Origin of the sequence: Amycolatopsis sp. NPDC026612 (assembly GCF_040638285.1) — a bacterium.
Lineage (GTDB): Bacteria > Actinomycetota > Actinomycetes > Mycobacteriales > Pseudonocardiaceae > Amycolatopsis.
Window position 1 is genome coordinate 111,815 of the sequence record NZ_JBEZYB010000019.1, and the last position, 19,800, is coordinate 131,614.

The window sequence follows — 19,800 nt, forward strand, 5'->3', positions numbered from 1 at the left end:
GACGAAGAACCTCAGAACTGCGGCAGTGTCTCGCCCTGCACCGCTTCGACGTCCAGCTCGATCTTCACCGTCGTCCCGACGGCTGCGACGCCGGCGCGGACCATCGCGCTGTAGTTGATCGCGAAGTCGTTCCGGTGCAGCGTCGTCTCGGCGTGGAACGCGACGCGCACGCCGCCCCACGGGTCCGGGCCCCAGCCGCCGTAGGTCAGCTCGAGCTCGATCTCGCGGCGTTCGCCGTGCAGCGTGAGCTCGCCGAGCAACGTCCACGAGTCCGCGCCGCGCTGCCGCATCCCGGTGCTGGTGAACGTGATCACCGGGTGCACGTCGACGTCGAGGAAGTCCGGCGAGCGCAGGTGGTCGTCCCGCATCCGGATGCCGGTGTCGATGCTCGCCGCCTTGATCTCGGCGTGCACCGACGACCGCTCGGCCGGGCGGCCGATCTCGATCCGGCCGGACACGTCCGGGAACCGCGCCTTGATGCTCGCGATGCCCAGGTGCCGCGCGGTCGCGACCACCGACGTGTGCATCGGGTCGATCACCCACGGCCCGGCGGGCGGCAGCTCGATCGCCTCGGCGACCGGGGCCAGCACGACGTCGCCGAGCGAGCCGCTGCCGTCCGAGGCGATCTGCGCCGTCCGGGCGACCGGGGTGTACCCGGCCGCCGTGACGACGGCCGTGTACACCCCCGGCGTCAGCGCGTCGGTGACGACGTCCCCGCGGACGTCCGCGGCCTGCCGGGCGACCTGCCGCCCGGCCGGGTCGGTGACGGTGAGCACCGCGTGCTCCACCGCCCAGCCCTCGGCCGTGCGGAAGGTCGCGCGCAGACCGGTCATGACCGGTCGACCAGCTCGTCGAGGGCCTGGTCGTAGCTCAGCCGGACGTCGTGGTCCGCTTCGCCGCCGGTGAGCTCCACCTGGCTGGTCGCCGGCGGGTAACCGCTCGCGACCACGGTGTACGCACCCGCGGGCAGGTCGCTGACCACGTACCGGCCTTCGCCGTCGGTCCGCGCGACCGCGGCCACGTTGCCTTCGGCGTCGAGCACGGTGATCCGCGCGTCCGGCACGATCCGGTCGCCCTCGGTCCGCGCGGTGCCGGCCAGCAGCACCGAGCTGGCGAGCTCGACGTCGTGGCGCAGCACACCGCTGTCGGGCACGGTGAGCGTCAGCGCGACGGGCCGGTAGCCCGCCCCGCTGGCGACCAGCGTGTACGCCCCGGCGCCGACCCCGACGAAGGCGTACGTGCCGTCCGCGGTCGTGATGAACGCGCCGTTCACCTCGCCCCGGCCGTCGGTCAGCGTCACGGTCACGTTCGCCAGCGGCTCGCCGGTCGTGGCCGCCCGCACGGTGCCGGTCAGCTCGCCGGACCCGGTGAGCGTGACGTCGACCGTCGCCGGCCCGTTGCTGAGCACGACGCTGGAGGCCTGCGGCTGGTGGCCGTGCGCGGCCACGATGAGCACGTACGCGCCCGGGCCCTGGCTGGGCACGGAGTAGCTGCCGTCGGCGGCCCCGGTGGCCCGTGCGACCTGGCGGCCGCGCTGGTCGATCAGGGTCAGCGCGGCACCCGGCACGTGGCTGCCGTCCTGGCGGCGGATGTGCCCGGTCACCGGCAGACCGCCCGCGCCGACGGGGACACCGATCTCGGAGTCGGCGACGGAGTTCGTGATCGGCAGCGCACCCGACACGGCCTGGTAGTCACCGTGCCCGTTGCTCAGCGCGTGCTTCCCGCCGCCCACGAGAGCGGGCTCACGGTCGACCGGACGCGCCGGCTCGACGATCTCGGTCGGCGCGTCGGCGAAGTCGTGGTCGTCCGTGTCGAGCAGGGCCTCGCTGCCCTCCATGGCCGCGGCGGCCGGGGCCGCGTTGGTCAGCGGGATCTCCTTCATGAACAGCAGCACCACGGTGGCCAGCAGCGCCACCGCGCCCGCGATGTAGAACACCGTGGTGATCGACTCGGTGAAGCCGATCAGGATCGGCGTCTTGATCGCCTCCGGCAGGGACTGGATCACGCTGGTGTTCTCGGACAGGTTGCCGACGCTCGCGCCGGCGCCGGCCGGCAGCTGCCCGCCGAACGCCTTCGTGATGTTCGGCATCAGCGTGTTGAACAGGACCGTCAGGAAGATCGCGACACCGGCGGTACCACCGATCTGGCGGAAGAACGTCGCCGACGCGGTCGAGACGCCCATGTCGCTGCGCGGGCCCGCGTTCTGCACCGCGATGATCAGCGTCTGCATGCACTGGCCGAGGCCGAGGCCGATGATGGCGGCCGCGACCAGCGGGTGCCACACCGGCGAGTCGTATTCGACCTGCGCGAAGAAGAACGCGCCGGCGGCGATCATGAGGGTGCCCACGATCGGGAAGACCTTGTAGCGACCGGTCTTGCCGGTGATCCGCCCGGAGACGATCGAGCTGGTCATGATGCCCGCCATCAGCGGCAGCATCAGCAGCCCGGATTCGGTCGGCGTGTAGCCCTGCACGACCTGCATGAACTGCGGGATCATGGTGATCGCACCGAACATCGCGACACCGACGATGACACCGCCGATGATCGCCACGGTGAACGTCGAGTTCTTGAACAGCCGCAGCGGGATCAGCGCGGCGTCCTGCATCCACCGTTCGACCGCGATGAACGCGATCACGCCGACGCCGCCGACGACGTAGCAAAGGATCGACTTGCCGTCGCCCCAGCCCCACTTCTGGCCCTGCTCGGCGACGATCAGGAACGGCACGACCGCGACGACCAGAGCGAGGGCGCCCCACCAGTCGATCTTGTGCTTCTGCGGGATGTGCGGCACGTTCAGCACGCGGGCGACGACGAACAGCGCGAGGATGCCGATCGGGACGTTGATCAGGAAGACCCAGCGCCAGCCGTGGATGTCGTAGCCGAAGATGCTGCCGGCGTGCTCGATGCCGGCGAAGAAGCCGCCCAGCACCGGGCCCAGCACGGTGGACAGGCCGAACACCGCGAGGATGTAGCCCTGGTACTTGGCCCGTTCCCGTGGCGGCACGATGTCGCCGAGGATGGTCATGGCCAGCGACATCAGACCGCCGGCGCCGAGGCCCTGCACCGCGCGGAACGCGGCCAGCTGGTACATCGACTGCGCGAAGGCCGAGGCCAGCGAACCGACGACGAAGATCGTGATCGCGGCCAGGTAGAACGGCTTGCGCCCGTAGATGTCGGACAGCTTGCCGTAGATCGGCGTGACGATCGTCGAGGTGATCAGGTACGCCGTCGTCGCCCACGCCTGCAGGTCGAAGCCGTGCAGGTCGTTGGCGATCTTGACGATCGACGTGCCGACGATCGTCTGGTCGAGCGCGGCGAGGAACATGCCGCACATCAGGCCGCTCAGGATCGTGACGATCTGGCGGTGGCTCAGCCGAGGTGGTTGCTTCACCTCGGCCGGAAGCGGTGCTTCGGTGGTGGAACTCATGCGTTGGCCCCCTTGGCCGGTGCACTGGCGGACGCTTGCGCGTCGGCCAGCTGTGGAGAGTGGTTCTCGATACCTGTGTTGAGCCGGCCGAACAGGCGGTTCAGGGTCTGGACCTCCCCTTCGGTCCAGTCCCCGAGGACTTCGGCCAGCCATTGGTTGCGTTGCTTGCGGTTCTCTTGGAACACCCGCATGCCCTCGGTCGTCGGCGCGAGCAGGCAGGCCCGGCCGTCTTCCGGGTCGGCCTGGCGCTCGACCAGGCCGTGCTGGACGAGCGAGCTCGACTGCCTGCTGATCGTCGAGATCTCGGAGTGGAGCGACTCGGCCAGCCTGCTGGTGCGCTGCGGGCCCTCGTGGATGAGGGTGAAGAGAATCGCGTACGCCGCCCGCTCGATGCCGTCCGGCCCCTGCTTGGCGACCTGCGACTTCGCCTTGTTGATCAGGCGGACCAAGCGGACGAGCTCGTGCCCGAGCTGGTCGGCGAGGTCCAGTTCGGCCGTGGGCCGGCCGGTGGGCGGGTTCGGTGCCATGGTGATCCTTCAAGGCGTTGGTTGGCGACTGCAACTAGTTGCCTCAGGCAAGGATGTGCCTTTGCCGGTGGTTGTGCAAGCGGAGTACCTCGTGATGTGGCAGAACACACTTTAGTTGCCATATGCAAGCAGATTTCCTCCGGGCTGCTTTCGGAACAAAGCCGGCGGCCGCCGGTTGGAAGGGGTATGACCGACGACACAGCTTTCCGGGACTTCCTCTCCGCGCACTGCCACGGCGTCCTGGCCACGATCCGCCGCGACGGGCGGCCCCAGCTGTCCACCATCACCCACCTGTACGACCCGGAGTCGCACACGATCACCGCGTCGATCACCGAGACCCGGGCGAAGGCGAAGAACATGCGCCGCGACCCGCGGGTGACCTACCACGTGGGCAGCGAGGACGGCTGGAGCTACGTCGTCGCCGAGGGGCGCGCGGAGCTGACGTCGCCCGCGGCCGCGCCGGACGACGCGACGGTCGAGGCGCTCGTCGGCTACTACCGGCGCGCGGCGGGCGAGCACCCGGACTGGGCCGAGTACCGCGCGGCCATGGTCACCGACCAGCGGGTGCTGCTGACCATCCACATCGAGAAGCTCCTGGGCCTGGTCCGCTGACGCGCTGCTCCGTTACGGCTGGTTTCGAAAGAAGATTTCCGCAGTGCGGAGTGTCCGGGCTTACCATGAGGCCATGAGCGACGAAGCTTTGGTCACCCGGCTCCGCGACCTGCTCGGCAAGAGCGCCGTGCTCACCGACTCCGACGTCACCGCGTCCTACGCCCGCGACATGATGCCGCTGGCGCCGTCGGGCCGGCCGCTCGCCGTGGTGCTGCCCGCGAACGCCGAACAGGTGCAGGCCGTCGTCAAGGCGTGCGCCGAGGCCAAGGTGCCGATCGTGCCGCGCGGGGCGGGCAGCGGCCTGTCCGGCGCCGCGAACGCCATCGACGGCTGCGTCACGCTGTCGCTGACCAAGCTGAACGAGATCGTCGAGATCGACCCGGGCAACCGGCTCGCCGTCGTGCAGCCGGGTGTCGTCAACCTGGACTTCCGCAACGCGGTGGAGAAGCAGGGGCTGTTCTACCCACCGGACCCGTCCAGCTACGACTGGTGCACGATCGGCGGCAACCTCTCCACCAACGCCGGCGGCCTCTGCTGCGTGAAGTACGGCGTCACCACGGACTCCGTGCTCGGCCTCGAAGTCGTCCTGGCCGACGGGTCGCTGCTGAAGACCGGACGGCGGACCGTGAAGGGCGTCGCCGGGTACGACCTCGCGCGGCTGTTCGTAGGCAGCGAAGGCACGCTGGGCGTCATCACGCAGGCCACGGTGCAGCTCAAGCCGCTCCCGCAGGCACCGGCGACGCTGGTGGCGGGCTTCGGCACCACCGAAGCCGCCGGGGAAGCGGTGGCGCGGGTCGTCCGCGAAGGGCTCGTGCCGTCGCTGCTGGAGATCATGGACGCTTCGTCGATCAAGGCGTCCGAGACCTACCTCAAGACCGACCTCGGGGCGGGCTCGAACTGCCAGGCGCTGCTGCTCGGCCAGTCCGACGCGGGCGGCGAGGTCGCCCGCCGCGAGCTGGCGGCCCTGGAGCGGATCTGCGTCGACTGCGGCGCGGACCTGGCGTACACGACCGAGGACCTCGAGGAGGGCCGGATGCTCCTGCAGGCCCGCCGGGTGGTGCTGACGGCGCTGGAGACGTACGGCCTCTGGCTCACCGACGACGTGTGCGTGCCCCGCACGCGCATCGCCGAGCTGATCCGCGGCTGCGAGAAGATCAGCGCCGAGGTCGGCTTGCGGATCGCGGTGGTCGGCCACGCCGGCGACGGCAACATGCACCCGACGATCGTCTACCAGCCCGACGACCCGGACGAGTTCGCCCGCGCCCAGCGCGCGTTCGACGAGATCCTCGAGGTGGGCCTCGCCCTCGGCGGCACGGTGACCGGCGAGCACGGGGTGGGGAAGATCAAGCGCGAGTGGCTGGCGCGGGAGATCGGGCCGGTGGGGCTGCGCGTGCACCGGCAGATCAAGCAGGCGCTGGACCCGGAGAACCTGTTCAACCCGGGCTCGATGTTCTCGATGACCTGACATGACCTGACCCGCGCCGCGAGAGGTCACCCGCCCAGGGGACCCCCGGATTTCACGTTACCGCGGGGGTCCGACAGTTTCGGGCGGCTCAGTCCTTGATGCGCGGGATCCGCTGCGTGACCTCGGGGTCGGTCTCGGCCACGGCCTTCTTCTCGCGGCGGCTCTTCAGGTACTCGAGCACGATCGGGACCACCGAGATCAGCACGATCAGCACGAAGATCGCGTCGATGTTCTTGCCGATGAAGGGGATGTCGCCGAGCAGGTAGCCGAGGATCGTGATGCCCGCGGCCCAGCAGATGCCGCCGATGACCGTGTACGTGAAGTAGCGCTTCGGGTCCATCCGGCCGACGCCCGCGATCCACGTGATGAACGTCCGGACGAACGGGACGAACCGGGCCAGCACGACCGCCTTCGGGCCGTGCTTCTCCAGGAACGCGTGCGTCTTGTCGACGTGTTCCCGCTTGAAGAACTTGGAGTCCGGCCTGCTGAACAGCTTGGGCCCGGCGAAGTACCCGATGTAGTACCCCACGACGTTGCCGAGCAGGGCGGCCGCGGTCACGAGGACGCAGGTCAGCCAGAGCGGCAGCAGCTTGTCCCCGGCGATCAGCAGACCGGCCGTGAAGAGCAGGGAGTCACCCGGCAGCACCGGGAAGATGCTGCTTTCGATGAAGATGACGAGGCACAGCACCGCGACGGCGGGACCGGCCACGCCGTCGAGCAGGACGTACGGGTCCAGCCAGGACGGCAGCAGCGACATCGTGTGGACCGTGCTCTGGGCGAGAATCACCCCGAAAACGGTACAGGGTCACCCTGAGTCGTGACTGAGACCCGGTCAGACCAGCGTGAGCAGGCCGACCACGGACCCCGCGGCGAGCCCCAGCAGTACCGCCAGCAACAAAATCCAGTACGCCGGCAGCTGCGCCGACGTCCGCGCCGGTTCCGGGGCCGGGGGACGCGGGGCGAACGTCGTCGGCGCCTCCGAAGACACCGAAGAATTCGAGGCCACGTCCAGGGCCGCGCGCTCGCGCTCCAGCGAATCCGCGCTGGCGCCCGAAAGCAGCCCGTACGCCGACGGCAGCTCGTTGATCGCGCTGGTCGGGACCGCATCGGTCACCGGCTCGGTGTCCCGGGCCGGAGCCGGGGGAGCCGGCGGTGGGGAATGCGGCGGCGACGCCTGCGGGGCGAAGACGGCTTGCGCGCGAAGGGCGTCCGCCAGCAACTGCTCGGGGTCCTTCGGCTCGCTCATCTCCGCCCGTCCGTCCGTAGGAACTAGGTGCTCAAGGTAGCCGTACCCACCTCGGCCACCCATTCTCCCCGCCGCAGCACCTTCGCGGGCCGCAGGTCCTGGTCGAGGACCACGACGTCGGCCTGGTAGCCGGCGCACAGCATCCCGGTCCGGTCGGCGATGCCGAGCAGTTCGGCGGGCCGCTGCGACGTCGCGTGCACCGCGTCGAGGATGCCGAGTTTCGCACCCCGGACCAGATTGCGGAAGGCGGTGTCCATCGTCAGGGTGCTGCCGGCCAGCGAGCCGTTTTCGGCGAGGGTGGCGACGCCGTCGTGCACGTCGACCTCGAGCCGGCCCAGCGTGTAGCGGCCGTCCGCGGCGTCGGTGGCCGACATCGCGTCGGTGATGAGCACCGTGCGGTTCCGGCCCGCGTGCTTCGCCGCCAGCCGGACCACCGTGGGGTGCAGGTGCACCAGGTCGCAGATGAGCTCGATGGTGATGCGCTCGTCGTCCAGCAGCGCCCCGACCGGGCCGGGCTCGCGGTGGTGCAGCGGCCGCATGCCGTTGAACAGGTGGGTCGCTACGCTCGCGCCCGCGTCGATCGCGGGCAGCAGCTGCTCCTCGACGCCGTCGGTGTGCCCGATGGCGGCGATCACGCCGGACTCGGCCAGCTGGCGGACGGCCTTCACGCCGCCGTGCAGCTCGGGGGCGATGGTGACCATCCGGATCGCGCCCTGGCCCGCGCGCAGGAGCTTCTCGACCGTGCCGGTGTCCGGCTCGAGCAGGGTCTCGGGGTCGTGCGCGCCGCAGCGAGCCTTCGAGATGAACGGGCCTTCCAGGTGGATGCCCGCGACCTCGCCGTCCTGGACCAGCTCACGCAGCGCGGCGACCTGCTCACGCAGGATGTCCACCGGGTCGGAGACCAGGCTGGCGAGCATGGTCGTGGTGCCGTGGCGGCGGTGCGCTCGCACCGCCGTCAGGAGTTCTTCAGGATCGAGGGAGGTGAACGAAGCACCTCCTCCGCCATGGCAGTGGGTGTCGACGAACCCGGGCACGACCAGTGCCCCGCCGACGTCGACGTGCTCGCCGGACGGCGGGGTCCCGGAACCCACGCCGGCGATCCGCCCGTCGGAGACGGCCAGCCAGCCGTCGTCGAGTAAACGGTCCGGGGCGGCGACCCGGCCGCCCATGATCACGAAATCTCCGGCGCCTCTCACGCACCCCAGCATATATTGGTCTGGACCAAGCATGGTGATACGACTCAGTGATCGGAGTGGTCCACCCGGGTCACTGTGGGGCCTGCATGGCCTTCTGGAGTGCCTCGAGCGCCCGGCTGGCGGTCGACTTAACGGTACCCTTGGAGATGCCTGCGGCCTCAGAGATCTCGGCTTCGCTCAGCCCGCCGTAGTAGCGCAGCACCAGCACTTCGCGCTGGCGGGGCGGCAGCTTGGACAACGCGCTGACGACCGCCTGGTGCTCGTTCGAGAGCATCGCGAGGCTCTCGGCGGACCGTGCGTTCACGGCGTGCGGCGGCACGTACTCACGGGCCGTCTTGCGGCGGCGGAGCACGCTGCGCGACCCGTTGACCACGGCGGTGCGCAGGTAGCCGACCGCGGCCGCGGCGTCCCGGAGCCTGCTCCAGTTGCGGTGCAGGCCGGTGAACGCCTCCTGGACGACGTCTTCCGCGGTCGCGGGCTCGTCGACCAGCAGAATCGCCAGCCGGACCAGCCGCATGCGGTGCTGGCGGTAGAGGTCTTCGAGGGTCAGCGGCGTCGGCGCCTGCGCCGGAGCCGGACCGTCCATGACCCGCAGGTGGCCGAGGGTCGCCTCGACACTGCGTTCCGCATTGCCCTCGAGCATGAACCCCTGCCTGTTCTCGACCCCGGTTTGCACGGTGTGCCGCGTCAGCAGGTTCACGGTATTCACAGCGCTCACACAGGTACTGACGCACGCCCAGCCTATCGGGTTCGACTGCCCGTGCCACAGATCGGCTGCTGGTACAGAACCGTGACACGGGTAGCGTCGGATCCGTCCCGCCCGCCCGACCCCGGAGATCCACATGGCCTGGTTCCTCGTCGAAATCACCTACGTCCAGGAAAAGATGCCGGACGTCCGGCCGCGCCACCGCGAGTTCCTCCTGAAGCTGGCCGAGGAGGGCCGCGTCGCGGTCGCCGGCCCGCTCGGCGACGGCACCGGCGGCATCACGCTCTACCAGGCCGACGACGAGGCGCACCTGAAGGAGACGATCGACCAGGACCCGTACTTCCTGGAGGGGGTCGTCGCCGAGCGCAGCGTCCGCGAGTTCAAGCCGGTGATCGGCGCCTGGCTGCCGTCCTAGGTGTCACAGCTCCAGCACGGTGCTGCCGCGGTCGACGCAGAGCCGCATGGATCCGCCGCCGGTCACCGGCACCGCGCAGGTTCCGCAGAAGCCCTGGCGGCACGAATACGGCGTGCCGGGCCGTGCCTCCCGCAGGACGTCGAGCGCCGTCCGGTCGCCCGGCACCTCGAGCACTCGGCCTGACCTGCGCAAAGTCAGCCGGAACGGCGCGCCCGGGACGATCGGCGGCGGCGCGAACCGTTCGAAGTGGACGGCTGCGGCCGTGGTCAGCGCCAGGTCGGCCCGGACGCCGGTGATCATCGGCACCGGGCCGCAGCAGCAGACCGACGCGCCGTCCGGGAGCCCTTCGAGGAGTTCGGCGCCGGACGCGGGGATTTCGCCCGACGCGGCGCCGATCCGCCGGACGGCGATCCGGTAGTGCGAGCGGTCGGCGGGGTCGCCGCAGAGCGAATACTGCCTGGTCAGGCCGGCGGGCAGCACCAGGTCGAGGTGCGCACCCGGTCGCCAGGCCGGCAGCGCGCCGCCGTTCCCGAGCCGAAGGCTCACGACGTCCTCGGCTTCCGGCCTGATCGTTTCGACGTCCAGCGAAAGGTCGCGGTCCACGGTGCGCACGAGAGGTCGTCGCTTCCCGCTGAATTGCGACAACCGGCGGTAAACGCCCACGACGCCGACCAAAGTGGACATCAGGTGATCGGTGTGCGCGCGCTGCCGTCCAGCCGGGTGGGCCGGCCGAGGGTCACCCCGCCGCCCGGGCCGCGGGCGAACTCGCTAGGTAGGCCACCGCCTGCTCGGTGTTCCCGGTCCCGGACGGGTGGTAGCCGCGGCGGAAGTACGGCCGGATCTCCCGCAGCAGCTCCCGCCCGGTCGGCAGCAATCCCCGCTTGGCCGCCCGGCGGTATCCGCGCAGTGACGCCCGGCCGGGCGCGGCCGGGTCGTTGCGCATCAGATATCGCGTCCCTCGGGCGAAGACCCAGGCCAGCACCGGCGTCACCGCCGCCATGCTGCGGATCCGCCTGCCGTACCGCCCGTCGAGGTGCGTGAACACGTCGAACGCCACCGACCGGTGTTCGACTTCTTCGGCGCCGTGCCAGCGCAGCAGGTCCAGCATCACCGGGTCGGCGCCCGCCTCCGCCAGGGGCGCGTCGAGCACCCACTGGCCGAGGAACGCCGTGTAGTGCTCGATCGCCGCGATGATCCCGAGCCGCTCGACCAGCCACTCCTCGGCGGGCCGCCCCGTCGGGCCGCGGTCGCCGAGCAGCTTCCGGAACAGCCACTCCATCTGCGCGACGTACGGCCGCACGCGCACGCCGGCCGCTTCGAGGTGGGCCGCCGCGCCGTCGTGCGCCTCGGCGTGCACCGCCTCCTGGCCGATGAAGCCGAGTACGTCCTCCTTGAGCCGCGGGTCGCGGATCAGCGGCAGGGCCTGCTTGAACACTGCGCCGCCCAGTCGAACCGCACGTCCCGGGCGCGCAGGACGAGCTGCTCGTCGTCGGGAGTCATGACGCCCGGCCGCTGAGTTCGTAGTCGGCCGGGTCGACCTTCCGGGTCTCCAGCCAGTAGCGCCAGGTGAAGCCGGGCCAGATCGTCCGGTTCACACCCTGGGCGTCGAGGTACCAGCTCTTGCAGCCGCCCTGCGTCCAGACGCCCTTGACCAGTTTGTCCTGGATCTCCCGCTGGAACGCCTCCTGCACACCCGGCCGGACGTCGAGCGCGGCGGCGCCGCGGGAATCGGCGAGCTTGATGGCGTCGACGACGTACCGCGCCTGCGACTCGATCATGAACACCACGGAGTTGTGGCCCAGCGCGGTGTTCGGGCCCAGCAGGAAGAAAAGGTTCGGGTAGCCGGACACGGTGATGCCCTTGTGGGTGTGCATGCCCTCGCTCGCCCACTCCTTGGCGAGGTTGCGGCCGTCGACGCCGGTGATGTCGAGGTACTCCAGCGCGTCGGTCACCTTGAAGCCGGTGCCGTAGACGATCGCGTCGACCTCGTGCTCCACACCCGCGGAGTCGACGATCGAGTGCGCCTTGACCTCCTGGATCCCGGCCGTGTTCACGTCGACGTTCGGCCGGGCCAGCGCCGGGTAGTAGTCGTTGGAGATCAGGACGCGCTTGCAGCCCATCGTGTAGTCCGGCGTGACTTTCTTGCGCAGTGCGGGATCCTTGATCCCCTTCGCGATGTTCCGCTTCGCGATCAGCTCGCCGGCCTTCATGATCGCCGGGTGGCCGTTGAAGCCGATGGCCCGCGCTTCGAGGAGCCAGTACAACGCGTCGCGGTAGAGGCGCTGGACGCCGGGAACGCGCTTGAACAGCGTCCGCGCCCACGACGGCATCGCGTGGTCGGGCTTGGGCATGATCCACGGCGGCGTCCGCTGGAACAGCGTCAGCTCGGCGACGTCCGGGGCGATCTTCGGCACGAACTGGACGGCGCTGGCGCCCGTGCCGACCACGGCGACCTTCTTGCCGCGCAGGTCGTACTCGTGGTCCCAGCGCGCGGAGTGCCAGGTCCGGCCTTCGAAGTTCGCGATCCCGGGCAGGTCGGGGATCTGCGGGATGTGCAGGCCGCCGACGCCGGAAACGAGGAACTGCGCGACGAACTCGCGGCCGTCCCTGGTCGTCGCCGTCCAGCGGCGGTCCCGCTCGTCCCAGTGGGCGCCGGTGAGTTCGACGCCGAACCGGATCTTCTCGCGCAGCCGGTACTTGTCGGCGACGCCCTTGAGGTAGCCGAAGATCTCCGGCTGCGGCGAGAACGACCGCGACCAGTCCGGGTTCTGCTCGTACGAGAACGAGTACATGTGCGACTGCACGTCGCACGCGCACCCGGGGTAGGAGTTGTCGCGCCAGGTGCCGCCCACCTCGGCGGCCTTCTCCAGGATCACGTAGTCCCGGATGCCGGCCTTCTCGAGCTGGATCGCCTGGCCGAGCCCGGAAAACCCGGTGCCCACGATCACGACCTTGAACCGCTCGGTCATCTGTCGGCCTCCGCTGCGTCGGGAATCCTGCGCAGATGACGTTACCTCAGGTAACAGTTACTTGGAAGTACCGGCTACTGATCAGTACGTCCCGCCGAGCTTGCCGTGGTTCCAGCTGACGACCTTGGTCGGCCGGAAGATCAGTCCGACGCGTTTCGCGGCCTGACCTGCGATGAAAGCCTGCATTTCGGTCGGCGCGGGGTCGCCGGGCTTGGCGCCCGAGTAACGCTGAAGCAGCGCGGTCCCGATCCGGGTGACCTCTTCGATGTCTTCGACGATCTCGACGTCGGCCTCGAACGAGACGCCACGCAGCTTCTCGTAGCTGTCGCCGTCCTCGACGAGCACGGTCGCCTCCGGCAGCCGCCGGAAGTTCTTCGCCTTCTGGGACGTGCCGTACGTCCAGGTCGCGACGCCGTCCTCGTGCGGGAAGTACCAGAGCGGCGCGAGGTGCGGGCGGCCGTTCGGGCCGACGCTGGCCACGTTGATGACCTTCTGGCCGGCGAGGTACTCCCGCACCTCGTCCTCGGTCATCCTGATCTGGTCGCGACGGGACATCTTCACCCCTTGGTGGCGGCCCGCCCGCCGTGGCCGGTGACCGCCGACTCGAACGCGCCGCGGGCCTCGATGTCGGCCAGCGCGGCCTTGTCCGCCGAAGGTACCCGGCTGCGCGAGCCGATCTCGATGATCGGCGGCAGAAAGGCGCGCACCAGCTTGAGCCCGCCGACCCAGCGCGGCACGTGGATGGTCCGGGCGCGCTTGAGGATGCCCGCCTCCAGGTCGTCGAGCGCGACGTCCAGCGGGTAGGTCTTGCCGATCAGGCCGGGCATCGACGCGCGGAGCTTGCCGAACACCGGGTGCGCGTCGGCGCTCTCGACGAGGTCGGTGCGGATCCACGTCGGGTGCGCGACGCCGACCTTGACACCAAGGTGGGCGACTTCGGCGCGGAGGCTGTTCGAGAAGGCTTCGACGCCGGCTTTGGCGGCGGAGTAGTTCGCCATCCCCGGCGCGTGCGTGATCGCGGCGAGCGACGAAATCGCCAGCAGGTAGCCCTTGCGCTCGATGACGTGCGGGAGCGTGACGCGGAACGTCCGCCAGACGCCGAGCAGGTCGACCTCGATGACCTTCTCGAACGCGGCCCGGTCGACCGAGCGGACGAAGCCGGCGGTCGCGATGCCGGCGTTCGCGATGACGATGTCGATCCCGCCGAAGTGCGCGACGACGCCGGCCGTGGCGCGCTCAAGGGCGTCCCAGCTGGTGACGTCGGCTTCCCAGGATTTCGCGTTCGGTCCGATCCGGTCGGCGACCTTCTGCTGCTCCTCGGCTTCGAGGCCGACGAGGGCGACCTTCGCGCCGCGCGCGGCCAGCCGTTCGGCGAGCCCGGCGCCGATGCCGCGGGCGGCGCCGGTGATCAGCACGACCTTGCCGTCGACCTTCTTGGTGCCGCTGAACAGCGAAAAGGGGTTGGCCACGGTGCCCTCCTGGACGTCGAACGTCACTCTCGGAGGGCACCGTACCTCACCTTACCCGCGGTAAGCTACCCATGAGTAAGGTAGCTTTCACGTGAAAGCGACCATCAGGGAGCGCCACTTTCACGTGAAAGCGACGCTATTTCTTCGGTAGTCAGCTCCAGGGTGACTGACGCGATCAGGTCGGTGAGCTGCTCGGGGGTCCGGGCGCTGGCGATCGGGGCGGCGACCGTCGGCTGCCGCCGCAGCCACGCGAGTGACACGGTGGCGACCGAAACGCCGTGCGCCGCGGCGACTTCGTCGAGCGCGGCGAGGACGCGCTCGCCACCGGCGTCCAAATAGGACGCGGCACGCGCGGCACGCGGGCTGTCGCCCGGCTCGTCCTTCGTGCGGTACTTGCCGGTGAGGAATCCCTTCGCGAGGGCGAAGTACGGCAGGGTGGCCAGGCCTTCACGCTGGACGAGCGGAGCGAGGTCGCGCTCGTAGTCCCGCTCGACCAGGTTGTAGTGCGGCTGCAGCACGGCGTACCGCGCGAAGCCGTTCTGGTCCGAAGTGGACAGTGCTTCGGCGAGCCGCTCGGCGGAGTAGTTGGACGCGCCGAGGTGGCGGACCTTGCCCGCGCGGACCAGCGCGTCGAACGCCCCCATGGTCTCTTCGAGCGGGGTGTCCGGGTCGTCGCGGTGGGCGTAGTACAGGTCGATGTGGTCGGTCTTCAGGCGGCGCAGTGAGTCCTCGGCCGCGGCCTGGATGTTCTTCGCCGAGAGGCCCGGCCGGCCCTCCCACATGCCGACCTTGGTCGCGACGACGACGTCGTCGCGACGGCCGCGGGCGGCCAGCCAGTTGCCGAGGATCTCCTCCGAGCGGCCCCCACCGCCGTAGAGGTCGGCGGTGTCCACGAAATTGCCGCCCGCCGCCGTGTAGGCGTCGAGGACGGCGAAGGACTGCGGCTCGTCGGCCGTCCAGCCGAAGACGTTCCCACCGAGGTTGAGGCCGTACACGTCGAGGTCGGTGTTTCCGAGCTTGGTCATGCTTCCGACGTTAGTCCTTCCCGCGATGCGGAACCCGGGAGGAAAATGGCGGTCCCGTGCGTTGGAGTGTTCCATGGCTATCGAACTCGGCAAGCTCGGAATCTGGCGTTACCACGGAGGTGTCGACGCGAAGTTCGCGGCCGACGCGGAAGCGCTCGGCTACAGCGCGATCTGGCTGGGCGGCTCGCCCAGCGGCGACCTCGCCTCCGTGGACGACCTGCTGGCGGCGACGGACTCACTGGTCATCGCGACCGGCATCGTGAACATCTGGCAGGACGAACCGGCGTCGATCGCGAAGGCGTACGAGCGGATCGCGGGGAAGTACCCGGATCGCTTCCTGCTCGGCGTCGGCGCGGGCCACCGCGAAGCGACGACGGAGTACAAGAAGCCGTACGAGGCGCTGGTCGACTACCTCGACGGCCTGGACGCGGCGGGCGTACCGGTCGGCGGCCGGGCGCTGGCGGCGCTGGGCCCCAAGGTCGTCAAGCTGTCGGGCGACCGCACGGCGGGCGCGCACCCGTACCTGACCACGCCGGAGCACACCCGCGGCACCCGCGAGCTCCTCGGCGCGGGCAAGCTGCTGGCTCCGGAGCACAAGGTGGTCCTCGGCACGGACGTCACCGAGACCCGCGGGATCGGCCGTCAGACGGTGAAGTACTACCTCGGCCTGTCGAACTACGTCGCCAACCTGCGCAAGCTCGGCTTCACGGACGAGGACCTCGAAGGCGAGGGCAGTGACCGCCTGATCGACGCGCTGGCGTTGCACGGCGACGCGGAGACGGTGGCCCGCGGTCTGTCGGCCCACCTCGAGGCGGGGGCGGACCAGGTGGTCGTCCAGGTGCTGAACGAAGACCCGTGGCCCGCGTACCGGGCGCTGGCCGCCGAACTCCGGTGAGTTCCGCCCGGCCGCCGGCACGCCGGCGGCCGGGCTGCCTTCTGAACCGATCCGACGTGCGGAGAAGTTTCTGCGTGGGGACCGGTGTGCGGCGGCGGCACACCTCGTACGATGCGGTCGGGACCCACCCTGTGCCAAGGAGGAGTAACGATGCCCATCGCCACCCCCGAGGTCTACGCGGAGATGCTCGACCGGGCCAAGGCGAACGAGTTCGCCTACCCGGCCATCAACGTGACCTCGTCCGAGACCGTGAACGCCGCCATCCGCGGCTTCGCCGAGGCGGAGAGCGACGGCATCATCCAGTTCTCCACCGGCGGCGCGGAGTTCGCCTCCGGCCAGAAGGTCAAGGACATGGTCGTCGGCGCGACCGCGCTGGCGGAGTTCGCCCAGGTCGTGGCCGCTCGCTACGACGTGAACGTCGCGCTGCACACCGACCACTGCCCGAAGGACAAGCTGGACGGCTTCGTCCGCCCGCTGATCGAGATCTCGGCCGAGCGCGTCAAGAACGGCCAGCACCCGCTGTTCCAGTCCCACATGTGGGACGGCTCGGCGATCGACCTCGACGAGAACCTCGAGATCGCCGCGGAACTGCTCGCCAAGACGGCGGCCGCGAACATCATCCTCGAGGTCGAGATCGGCGTGGTCGGCGGCGAGGAAGACGGCGTCGAGGCGGAGATCAACGAGAAGCTGTACACCGCCGAAGGCGACTTCCTGAAGACGATCGACGCGCTCGGCGCCGGCGAGAAGGGCCGCTACCTGCTGGCGGCGACGTTCGGCAACGTCCACGGCGTGTACAAGCCGGGCAACGTGAAGCTGCGCCCGGACGTGCTGAAGGGCGGCCAGGAAGCGGCGTCGAAGAAGCTCGGCCTCGACGCCGGTTCGAAGCCGTTCGAGCTGGTCTTCCACGGCGGCTCGGGCTCGCTCCCGGAGGAGATCCGCGAGGCGGTGTCCTACGGCGTGGTGAAGATGAACGTCGACACCGACACGCAGTACGCGTTCACGCGCCCGATCGTGGACCACTTCTTCAAGAACTACGACGGCGTCCTGAAGATCGACGGCGAGGTCGGCAACAAGAAGGTCTACGACCCGCGTTCGTACCTGAAGGCGGCGGAGGCCGGGATGGCGGCTCGCGTCGTGGAGGCCTGCCAGGCGCTGGGCTCGGCCGGCACGAAGCTCAAGTAATCACGTCCGAAGGCCGCCACGGTTCTCGTGGCGGCCTTCGTTGTGTTCAGACCTCGACGACTTCCAGCAGGCTCTCGAGGCCGCGGAAGTCTTTCGTGTTGCGGGTGTACAGCGGCAGGTTCCGCACGGAGGCGATCGCCGCGATCATCAAGTCCATCTTGCGCGGTCGCGGGTCACGCTTGGCTGCCACGGTGAGTGCTGCCAATGAGCCGAACCGTGTGGACGCGTCGGCGTCGAACGGAAGCGCCACGTAGTCCACCATCGCCGCCGCGAGGTCTTCCGTGCGCGCGGCCTTGGTGACTGGGTTCTTCGCCAACGCGACGCCTTGGTGGAGTTCGGCCATCGTGACTGTCGTGATCTGGTGGACAACCGGCAGCTTCTCCGGATCCAGGTCGACGAGGTCGAGGTAGGCGCAGGTGTCGAGCACGCCCAGTTCGTGCCGCTCAGCCACGAGACCGTTCCCAAGGGTTGTCGTAATCGGTCAGGCGATCCTCGCCGAAGAACTCGTCCGCCTCGCGGCGCAGCTCTGCGGCGTCCACGCGGGGTAGCCGCCGACGACGGGCGATTATTTCCTCGGTAGTGAGCTGGCGCCGCTGGGTCAGCGGTCGCAGCTCGGCGATTTCCACGCCGTTCCGCGTGATGTGGAAGGTCTCGCCGGCTTCGACGGCGTCCATGACCGCGGCGGAGCCGTTGCGGAGTTCCCGCTGGCTGATGATCTTCACGAATCGAGTGTAGCACCGTGTGCTACACGAGCGCCTCGTCGAGCTGACCACCTGCGGGAGGCAGGCCCGGCCGCCGCCCAAAGCACGAACACCCCGCCCAGCACGACCAAAGCCGTCCAGTAGGCCGCCGGCGGGGCCGATTCCGTGTGCGCGTCCCCGAGCACCCACGGGCGGAACTGCGACTGCAGCCAGAACGCGCCGTAGCCGAACGCCGTCACCAGCAGTGCTCCGACGCCCGCGGTCAGCAGATCGTGGCCGCGGCCGATGGCGAACGCCAGGTCCACCGCGAGACCCACCGCCAGCAGGTAGAACGGCACCGTCGACACCGGGAAGCCGAGCCCGAGCAGCAGCGGCCACATCACCGACCGGTACGCGACGTACGCCAGCGCCACCGCGGAAGCCGACAAGCGGAAACCCAGCGTCCGGCGGGCCAGCACCAGGATCAGCGCCATCACGCCGATGCCCCACAGCGGGTACACCCACTCCGGGATCGGCATCGTGAAGTGCAGGACGGCGGCCCGGTCGACCGGGTGCCCGATCTGGTTGGCCGCGAAGTCCAGCAGGGACGGCTCGGCTTCCGGCGTCCCGCGCTCCCAGGCGCGCAGACCCAGGATCCCGTACTCCTGCTGGCCGTTCGGGAAGAACGTGTTCTCCAGGAAGAACGCCCACAGTGCGAGCAGCACACCGGTGCGGAACCGGCCCGGCGGCGCGGACCGCAGCCAGCCCAGCAGGACGCCGGCCTGCATGATGCCCGTGCCCAGGTAGAGCATCATGTGCGACGGGCTCCACGCGGTCAGGTCGAGGCCGTTGACGCGGTGGTTGATGACGTCGAGCGGCGCCGCCACCAGGAACGTCAGCAGCCCGATCTGCATCAGCCGCAGTGACGTCTTGTCGGCGCCCAGGCCCGTGTAGCTGTGGATCGCCACCAGCACGACGATGATCACCGTGCCGACGGTGTTGATGAGGTGCGGCGGGGCCAGGTCGTCGCGCAGCCACATGAAGTGCCACGACATGTCCCACGACGAGCCGAGCAGCTTGAAGGCGAACGCCGCCAGCCACATCCCGTAGCAGAAGCGCAGCACCCAGTCCGGTGTCGGCTGCCCGGGGGCGCCGCGGTGCCAGTGCCGGGTGAAGAACAGCCGCGTCTTGCCGATGGGGCTGCGCGGGATCACGTCCACCGGGACGTCGACTGCCTTGGCCATGCCGGACATCATGGCCGGTCATGGTCACGAGTGGGCCAAGACGGTGGCGAACGACGCGAAAATCGGGGTTCGCGCCCGGGTTCACCCCTACGGGTGGACGACTTGCTTTCGCTGGGCACGAGTTGGCAGGGTGTGCCGCCATGATGCCGAAACGAGTTGTCGCGGGTGTGCTGGTGGCCGCCCTGCTGCTGGCCGGAGCCGGGGTGCTCGGGAGTCTCTTCCTCTGAGGAAGAATGGCCGACATGACCCACAACCTGCTCGGCCCCGAGCCGACGATGCTGCCCGAGCACACTCCCGCCCAGGCCGCGCTTGACGCCGGGAACGACCCGGCCACCGTCGCGGCCGAACACCCCGACTACAGCGAGGCGTGGGCTTCGCTGGCCGAGAAGGCTTTCGACGCGGGTGAGACCGTCGCCGCGTACGCGTACGCCCGCACCGGCTACCACCGGGGTCTCGACCAGCTGCGCCGCGCGGGCTGGAAGGGCTTCGGCCCGGTGCCGTGGGCGCACCGCCCCAACCAGGGCTTCCTCCGTGCCCTCGCCGTGCTCGGCAAGGCCGCCGGGAAGATCGGCGAGACCGAGGAGTACGAGCGCTGCCGGACCTTCCTCGCCGACTCCGACCCCGCCGCCGCGGAAGCCACCGGCCTGAAGTGACCCACCGGTCGTGAGTGGTGGTCCGGGACGTCGGCGGCCGCGAGCCGCTGCGGCCGGAGATCGATGACATCTACGACGCCTTCCAGCAC

20 protein-coding genes and 2 pseudogenes are annotated in these 19,800 nt (G+C 69.8%); 6 read left to right on the forward strand and 16 right to left on the reverse strand.

The features are described from left to right. Nucleotides 1-11 precede the first annotated feature (11 nt). From AB0F15_RS19860 to AB0F15_RS19870, 3 genes are read right to left on the reverse strand one after another with little or no spacing between them, the layout of a single operon-like run. The gene (locus tag AB0F15_RS19860) at nucleotides 12-833 is read right to left on the reverse strand and encodes a YceI family protein (protein WP_360271959.1); all 822 of its coding nucleotides are present in this window, start codon (nucleotides 831-833) and stop codon (nucleotides 12-14) included. After that, nucleotides 830-3,427: an MFS transporter gene (locus AB0F15_RS19865; protein WP_360271961.1), complete on the reverse strand. Its 2,598-nt coding sequence runs from the start codon at nucleotides 3,425-3,427 to the stop codon at nucleotides 830-832. The genes AB0F15_RS19860 and AB0F15_RS19865 overlap by 4 nt, the downstream gene beginning before the upstream one ends. Then, a complete protein-coding gene (locus AB0F15_RS19870; protein ID WP_360271964.1) occupies nucleotides 3,424-3,954 on the reverse strand; it encodes a MarR family transcriptional regulator in 531 nt (176 codons plus the stop codon). Before AB0F15_RS19870 ends, AB0F15_RS19865 begins: the two co-directional genes overlap by 4 nt. Before the next feature lie 186 nt (nucleotides 3,955-4,140). Between AB0F15_RS19870 and AB0F15_RS19875 the strand changes: the two genes are divergently transcribed. Together AB0F15_RS19875 and AB0F15_RS19880 are read left to right on the forward strand one after the other, a co-directional pair. Next, entirely contained in the window at nucleotides 4,141-4,566 is a 426-nt protein-coding gene (locus tag AB0F15_RS19875; RefSeq protein ID WP_360271966.1) for a PPOX class F420-dependent oxidoreductase, read from the forward strand. A gap of 73 nt (nucleotides 4,567-4,639) precedes the next feature. Continuing rightward, complete coding sequence (locus AB0F15_RS19880) at nucleotides 4,640-6,031, forward strand: FAD-linked oxidase C-terminal domain-containing protein (protein ID WP_360271969.1); 1,392 nt, start codon at nucleotides 4,640-4,642, stop codon at nucleotides 6,029-6,031. Nucleotides 6,032-6,119: 88 nt separating this feature from the next. On the opposite strand, the gene AB0F15_RS19885 is transcribed toward AB0F15_RS19880, so the two are convergent. From AB0F15_RS19885 to AB0F15_RS19900, 4 genes are all read right to left on the reverse strand, one after another. After that, on the reverse strand, nucleotides 6,120-6,818 hold the full coding sequence (locus tag AB0F15_RS19885) for a VTT domain-containing protein (protein ID WP_360271971.1): 699 nt from the start codon (nucleotides 6,816-6,818) through the stop codon (nucleotides 6,120-6,122). Between the two features lie 45 nt (nucleotides 6,819-6,863). Then, nucleotides 6,864-7,277 carry a hypothetical protein gene (locus AB0F15_RS19890; RefSeq protein WP_360271973.1) on the reverse strand — a complete coding sequence of 138 codons (414 nt, stop codon included), beginning with the start codon at nucleotides 7,275-7,277 and terminating at the stop codon, nucleotides 6,864-6,866. Nucleotides 7,278-7,300: 23 nt separating this feature from the next. Then, nucleotides 7,301-8,452 carry an N-acetylglucosamine-6-phosphate deacetylase gene (gene nagA / locus AB0F15_RS19895; RefSeq protein WP_360272023.1) on the reverse strand — a complete coding sequence of 384 codons (1,152 nt, stop codon included), beginning with the start codon at nucleotides 8,450-8,452 and terminating at the stop codon, nucleotides 7,301-7,303. A 91-nt stretch (nucleotides 8,453-8,543) separates the two neighbouring features. Beyond that, nucleotides 8,544-9,116: a SigE family RNA polymerase sigma factor gene (locus AB0F15_RS19900; protein ID WP_360272025.1), complete on the reverse strand. Its 573-nt coding sequence runs from the start codon at nucleotides 9,114-9,116 to the stop codon at nucleotides 8,544-8,546. Between the two features lie 199 nt (nucleotides 9,117-9,315). Between AB0F15_RS19900 and AB0F15_RS19905 the strand changes: the two genes are divergently transcribed. After that, nucleotides 9,316-9,594 (forward strand): YciI family protein, encoded by a 279-nt coding sequence (locus AB0F15_RS19905; protein WP_360271975.1) that lies wholly within the window; start codon nucleotides 9,316-9,318, stop codon nucleotides 9,592-9,594. 3 nt (nucleotides 9,595-9,597) lie between these two features. On the opposite strand, the pseudogene AB0F15_RS19910 reads toward AB0F15_RS19905, so the two are convergent. The 6 genes and pseudogenes from AB0F15_RS19910 to AB0F15_RS19935 form a co-directional block, all read right to left on the reverse strand. Continuing rightward, nucleotides 9,598-10,334, reverse strand: a pseudogene (locus tag AB0F15_RS19910) (2Fe-2S iron-sulfur cluster-binding protein). After that, a pseudogene (locus AB0F15_RS19915) lies at nucleotides 10,331-11,094 on the reverse strand (metal-dependent hydrolase). Before AB0F15_RS19915 ends, AB0F15_RS19910 begins: the two co-directional pseudogenes overlap by 4 nt. Beyond that, nucleotides 11,091-12,563 carry an NAD(P)/FAD-dependent oxidoreductase gene (locus tag AB0F15_RS19920; protein ID WP_360271978.1) on the reverse strand — a complete coding sequence of 491 codons (1,473 nt, stop codon included), beginning with the start codon at nucleotides 12,561-12,563 and terminating at the stop codon, nucleotides 11,091-11,093. The pseudogene AB0F15_RS19915 and the gene AB0F15_RS19920 overlap by 4 nt, the downstream one beginning before the upstream one ends. Before the next feature lie 81 nt (nucleotides 12,564-12,644). Continuing rightward, a complete protein-coding gene (locus AB0F15_RS19925; protein WP_360271980.1) occupies nucleotides 12,645-13,118 on the reverse strand; it encodes a pyridoxamine 5'-phosphate oxidase family protein in 474 nt (157 codons plus the stop codon). Nucleotides 13,119-13,120: 2 nt separating this feature from the next. Continuing rightward, entirely contained in the window at nucleotides 13,121-14,032 is a 912-nt protein-coding gene (locus tag AB0F15_RS19930; protein ID WP_360272027.1) for an SDR family oxidoreductase, read from the reverse strand. A 104-nt stretch (nucleotides 14,033-14,136) separates the two neighbouring features. After that, the gene (locus AB0F15_RS19935) at nucleotides 14,137-15,057 is read right to left on the reverse strand and encodes an aldo/keto reductase (protein ID WP_360271983.1); all 921 of its coding nucleotides are present in this window, start codon (nucleotides 15,055-15,057) and stop codon (nucleotides 14,137-14,139) included. A 73-nt stretch (nucleotides 15,058-15,130) separates the two neighbouring features. Between AB0F15_RS19935 and AB0F15_RS19940 the strand changes: the two genes are divergently transcribed. Both AB0F15_RS19940 and fbaA read left to right on the forward strand, forming a co-directional pair. Then, a complete protein-coding gene (locus tag AB0F15_RS19940) occupies nucleotides 15,131-15,952 on the forward strand; it encodes an LLM class F420-dependent oxidoreductase (RefSeq protein WP_360271986.1) in 822 nt (273 codons plus the stop codon). A gap of 150 nt (nucleotides 15,953-16,102) precedes the next feature. Then, nucleotides 16,103-17,134: a class II fructose-bisphosphate aldolase gene (fbaA, locus tag AB0F15_RS19945; protein ID WP_360271989.1), complete on the forward strand. Its 1,032-nt coding sequence runs from the start codon at nucleotides 16,103-16,105 to the stop codon at nucleotides 17,132-17,134. 46 nt (nucleotides 17,135-17,180) lie between these two features. Here fbaA and AB0F15_RS19950 read toward each other — a convergent pair whose 3' ends face one another. The 3 genes from AB0F15_RS19950 to AB0F15_RS19960 are packed head-to-tail and all read right to left on the reverse strand — an operon-like array spanning nucleotide 17,181 to nucleotide 19,058. Then, nucleotides 17,181-17,585, reverse strand: a complete 405-nt coding sequence (locus AB0F15_RS19950) for a type II toxin-antitoxin system VapC family toxin (RefSeq protein ID WP_360271992.1) — start codon at nucleotides 17,583-17,585, stop codon at nucleotides 17,181-17,183. After that, nucleotides 17,578-17,856 (reverse strand): type II toxin-antitoxin system Phd/YefM family antitoxin, encoded by a 279-nt coding sequence (locus AB0F15_RS19955; RefSeq protein WP_360271995.1) that lies wholly within the window; start codon nucleotides 17,854-17,856, stop codon nucleotides 17,578-17,580. The genes AB0F15_RS19950 and AB0F15_RS19955 overlap by 8 nt, the downstream gene beginning before the upstream one ends. After that, entirely contained in the window at nucleotides 17,853-19,058 is a 1,206-nt protein-coding gene (locus AB0F15_RS19960) for a hypothetical protein (protein WP_360271997.1), read from the reverse strand. The genes AB0F15_RS19955 and AB0F15_RS19960 overlap by 4 nt, the downstream gene beginning before the upstream one ends. A 242-nt stretch (nucleotides 19,059-19,300) precedes the next feature. Here AB0F15_RS19960 and AB0F15_RS19965 point away from each other — a divergent pair, with 242 nt between their 5' ends. Continuing rightward, nucleotides 19,301-19,711 carry a DUF3151 domain-containing protein gene (locus AB0F15_RS19965; protein ID WP_360272000.1) on the forward strand — a complete coding sequence of 137 codons (411 nt, stop codon included), beginning with the start codon at nucleotides 19,301-19,303 and terminating at the stop codon, nucleotides 19,709-19,711. The last annotated feature ends 89 nt before the right edge of the window (nucleotides 19,712-19,800 follow it).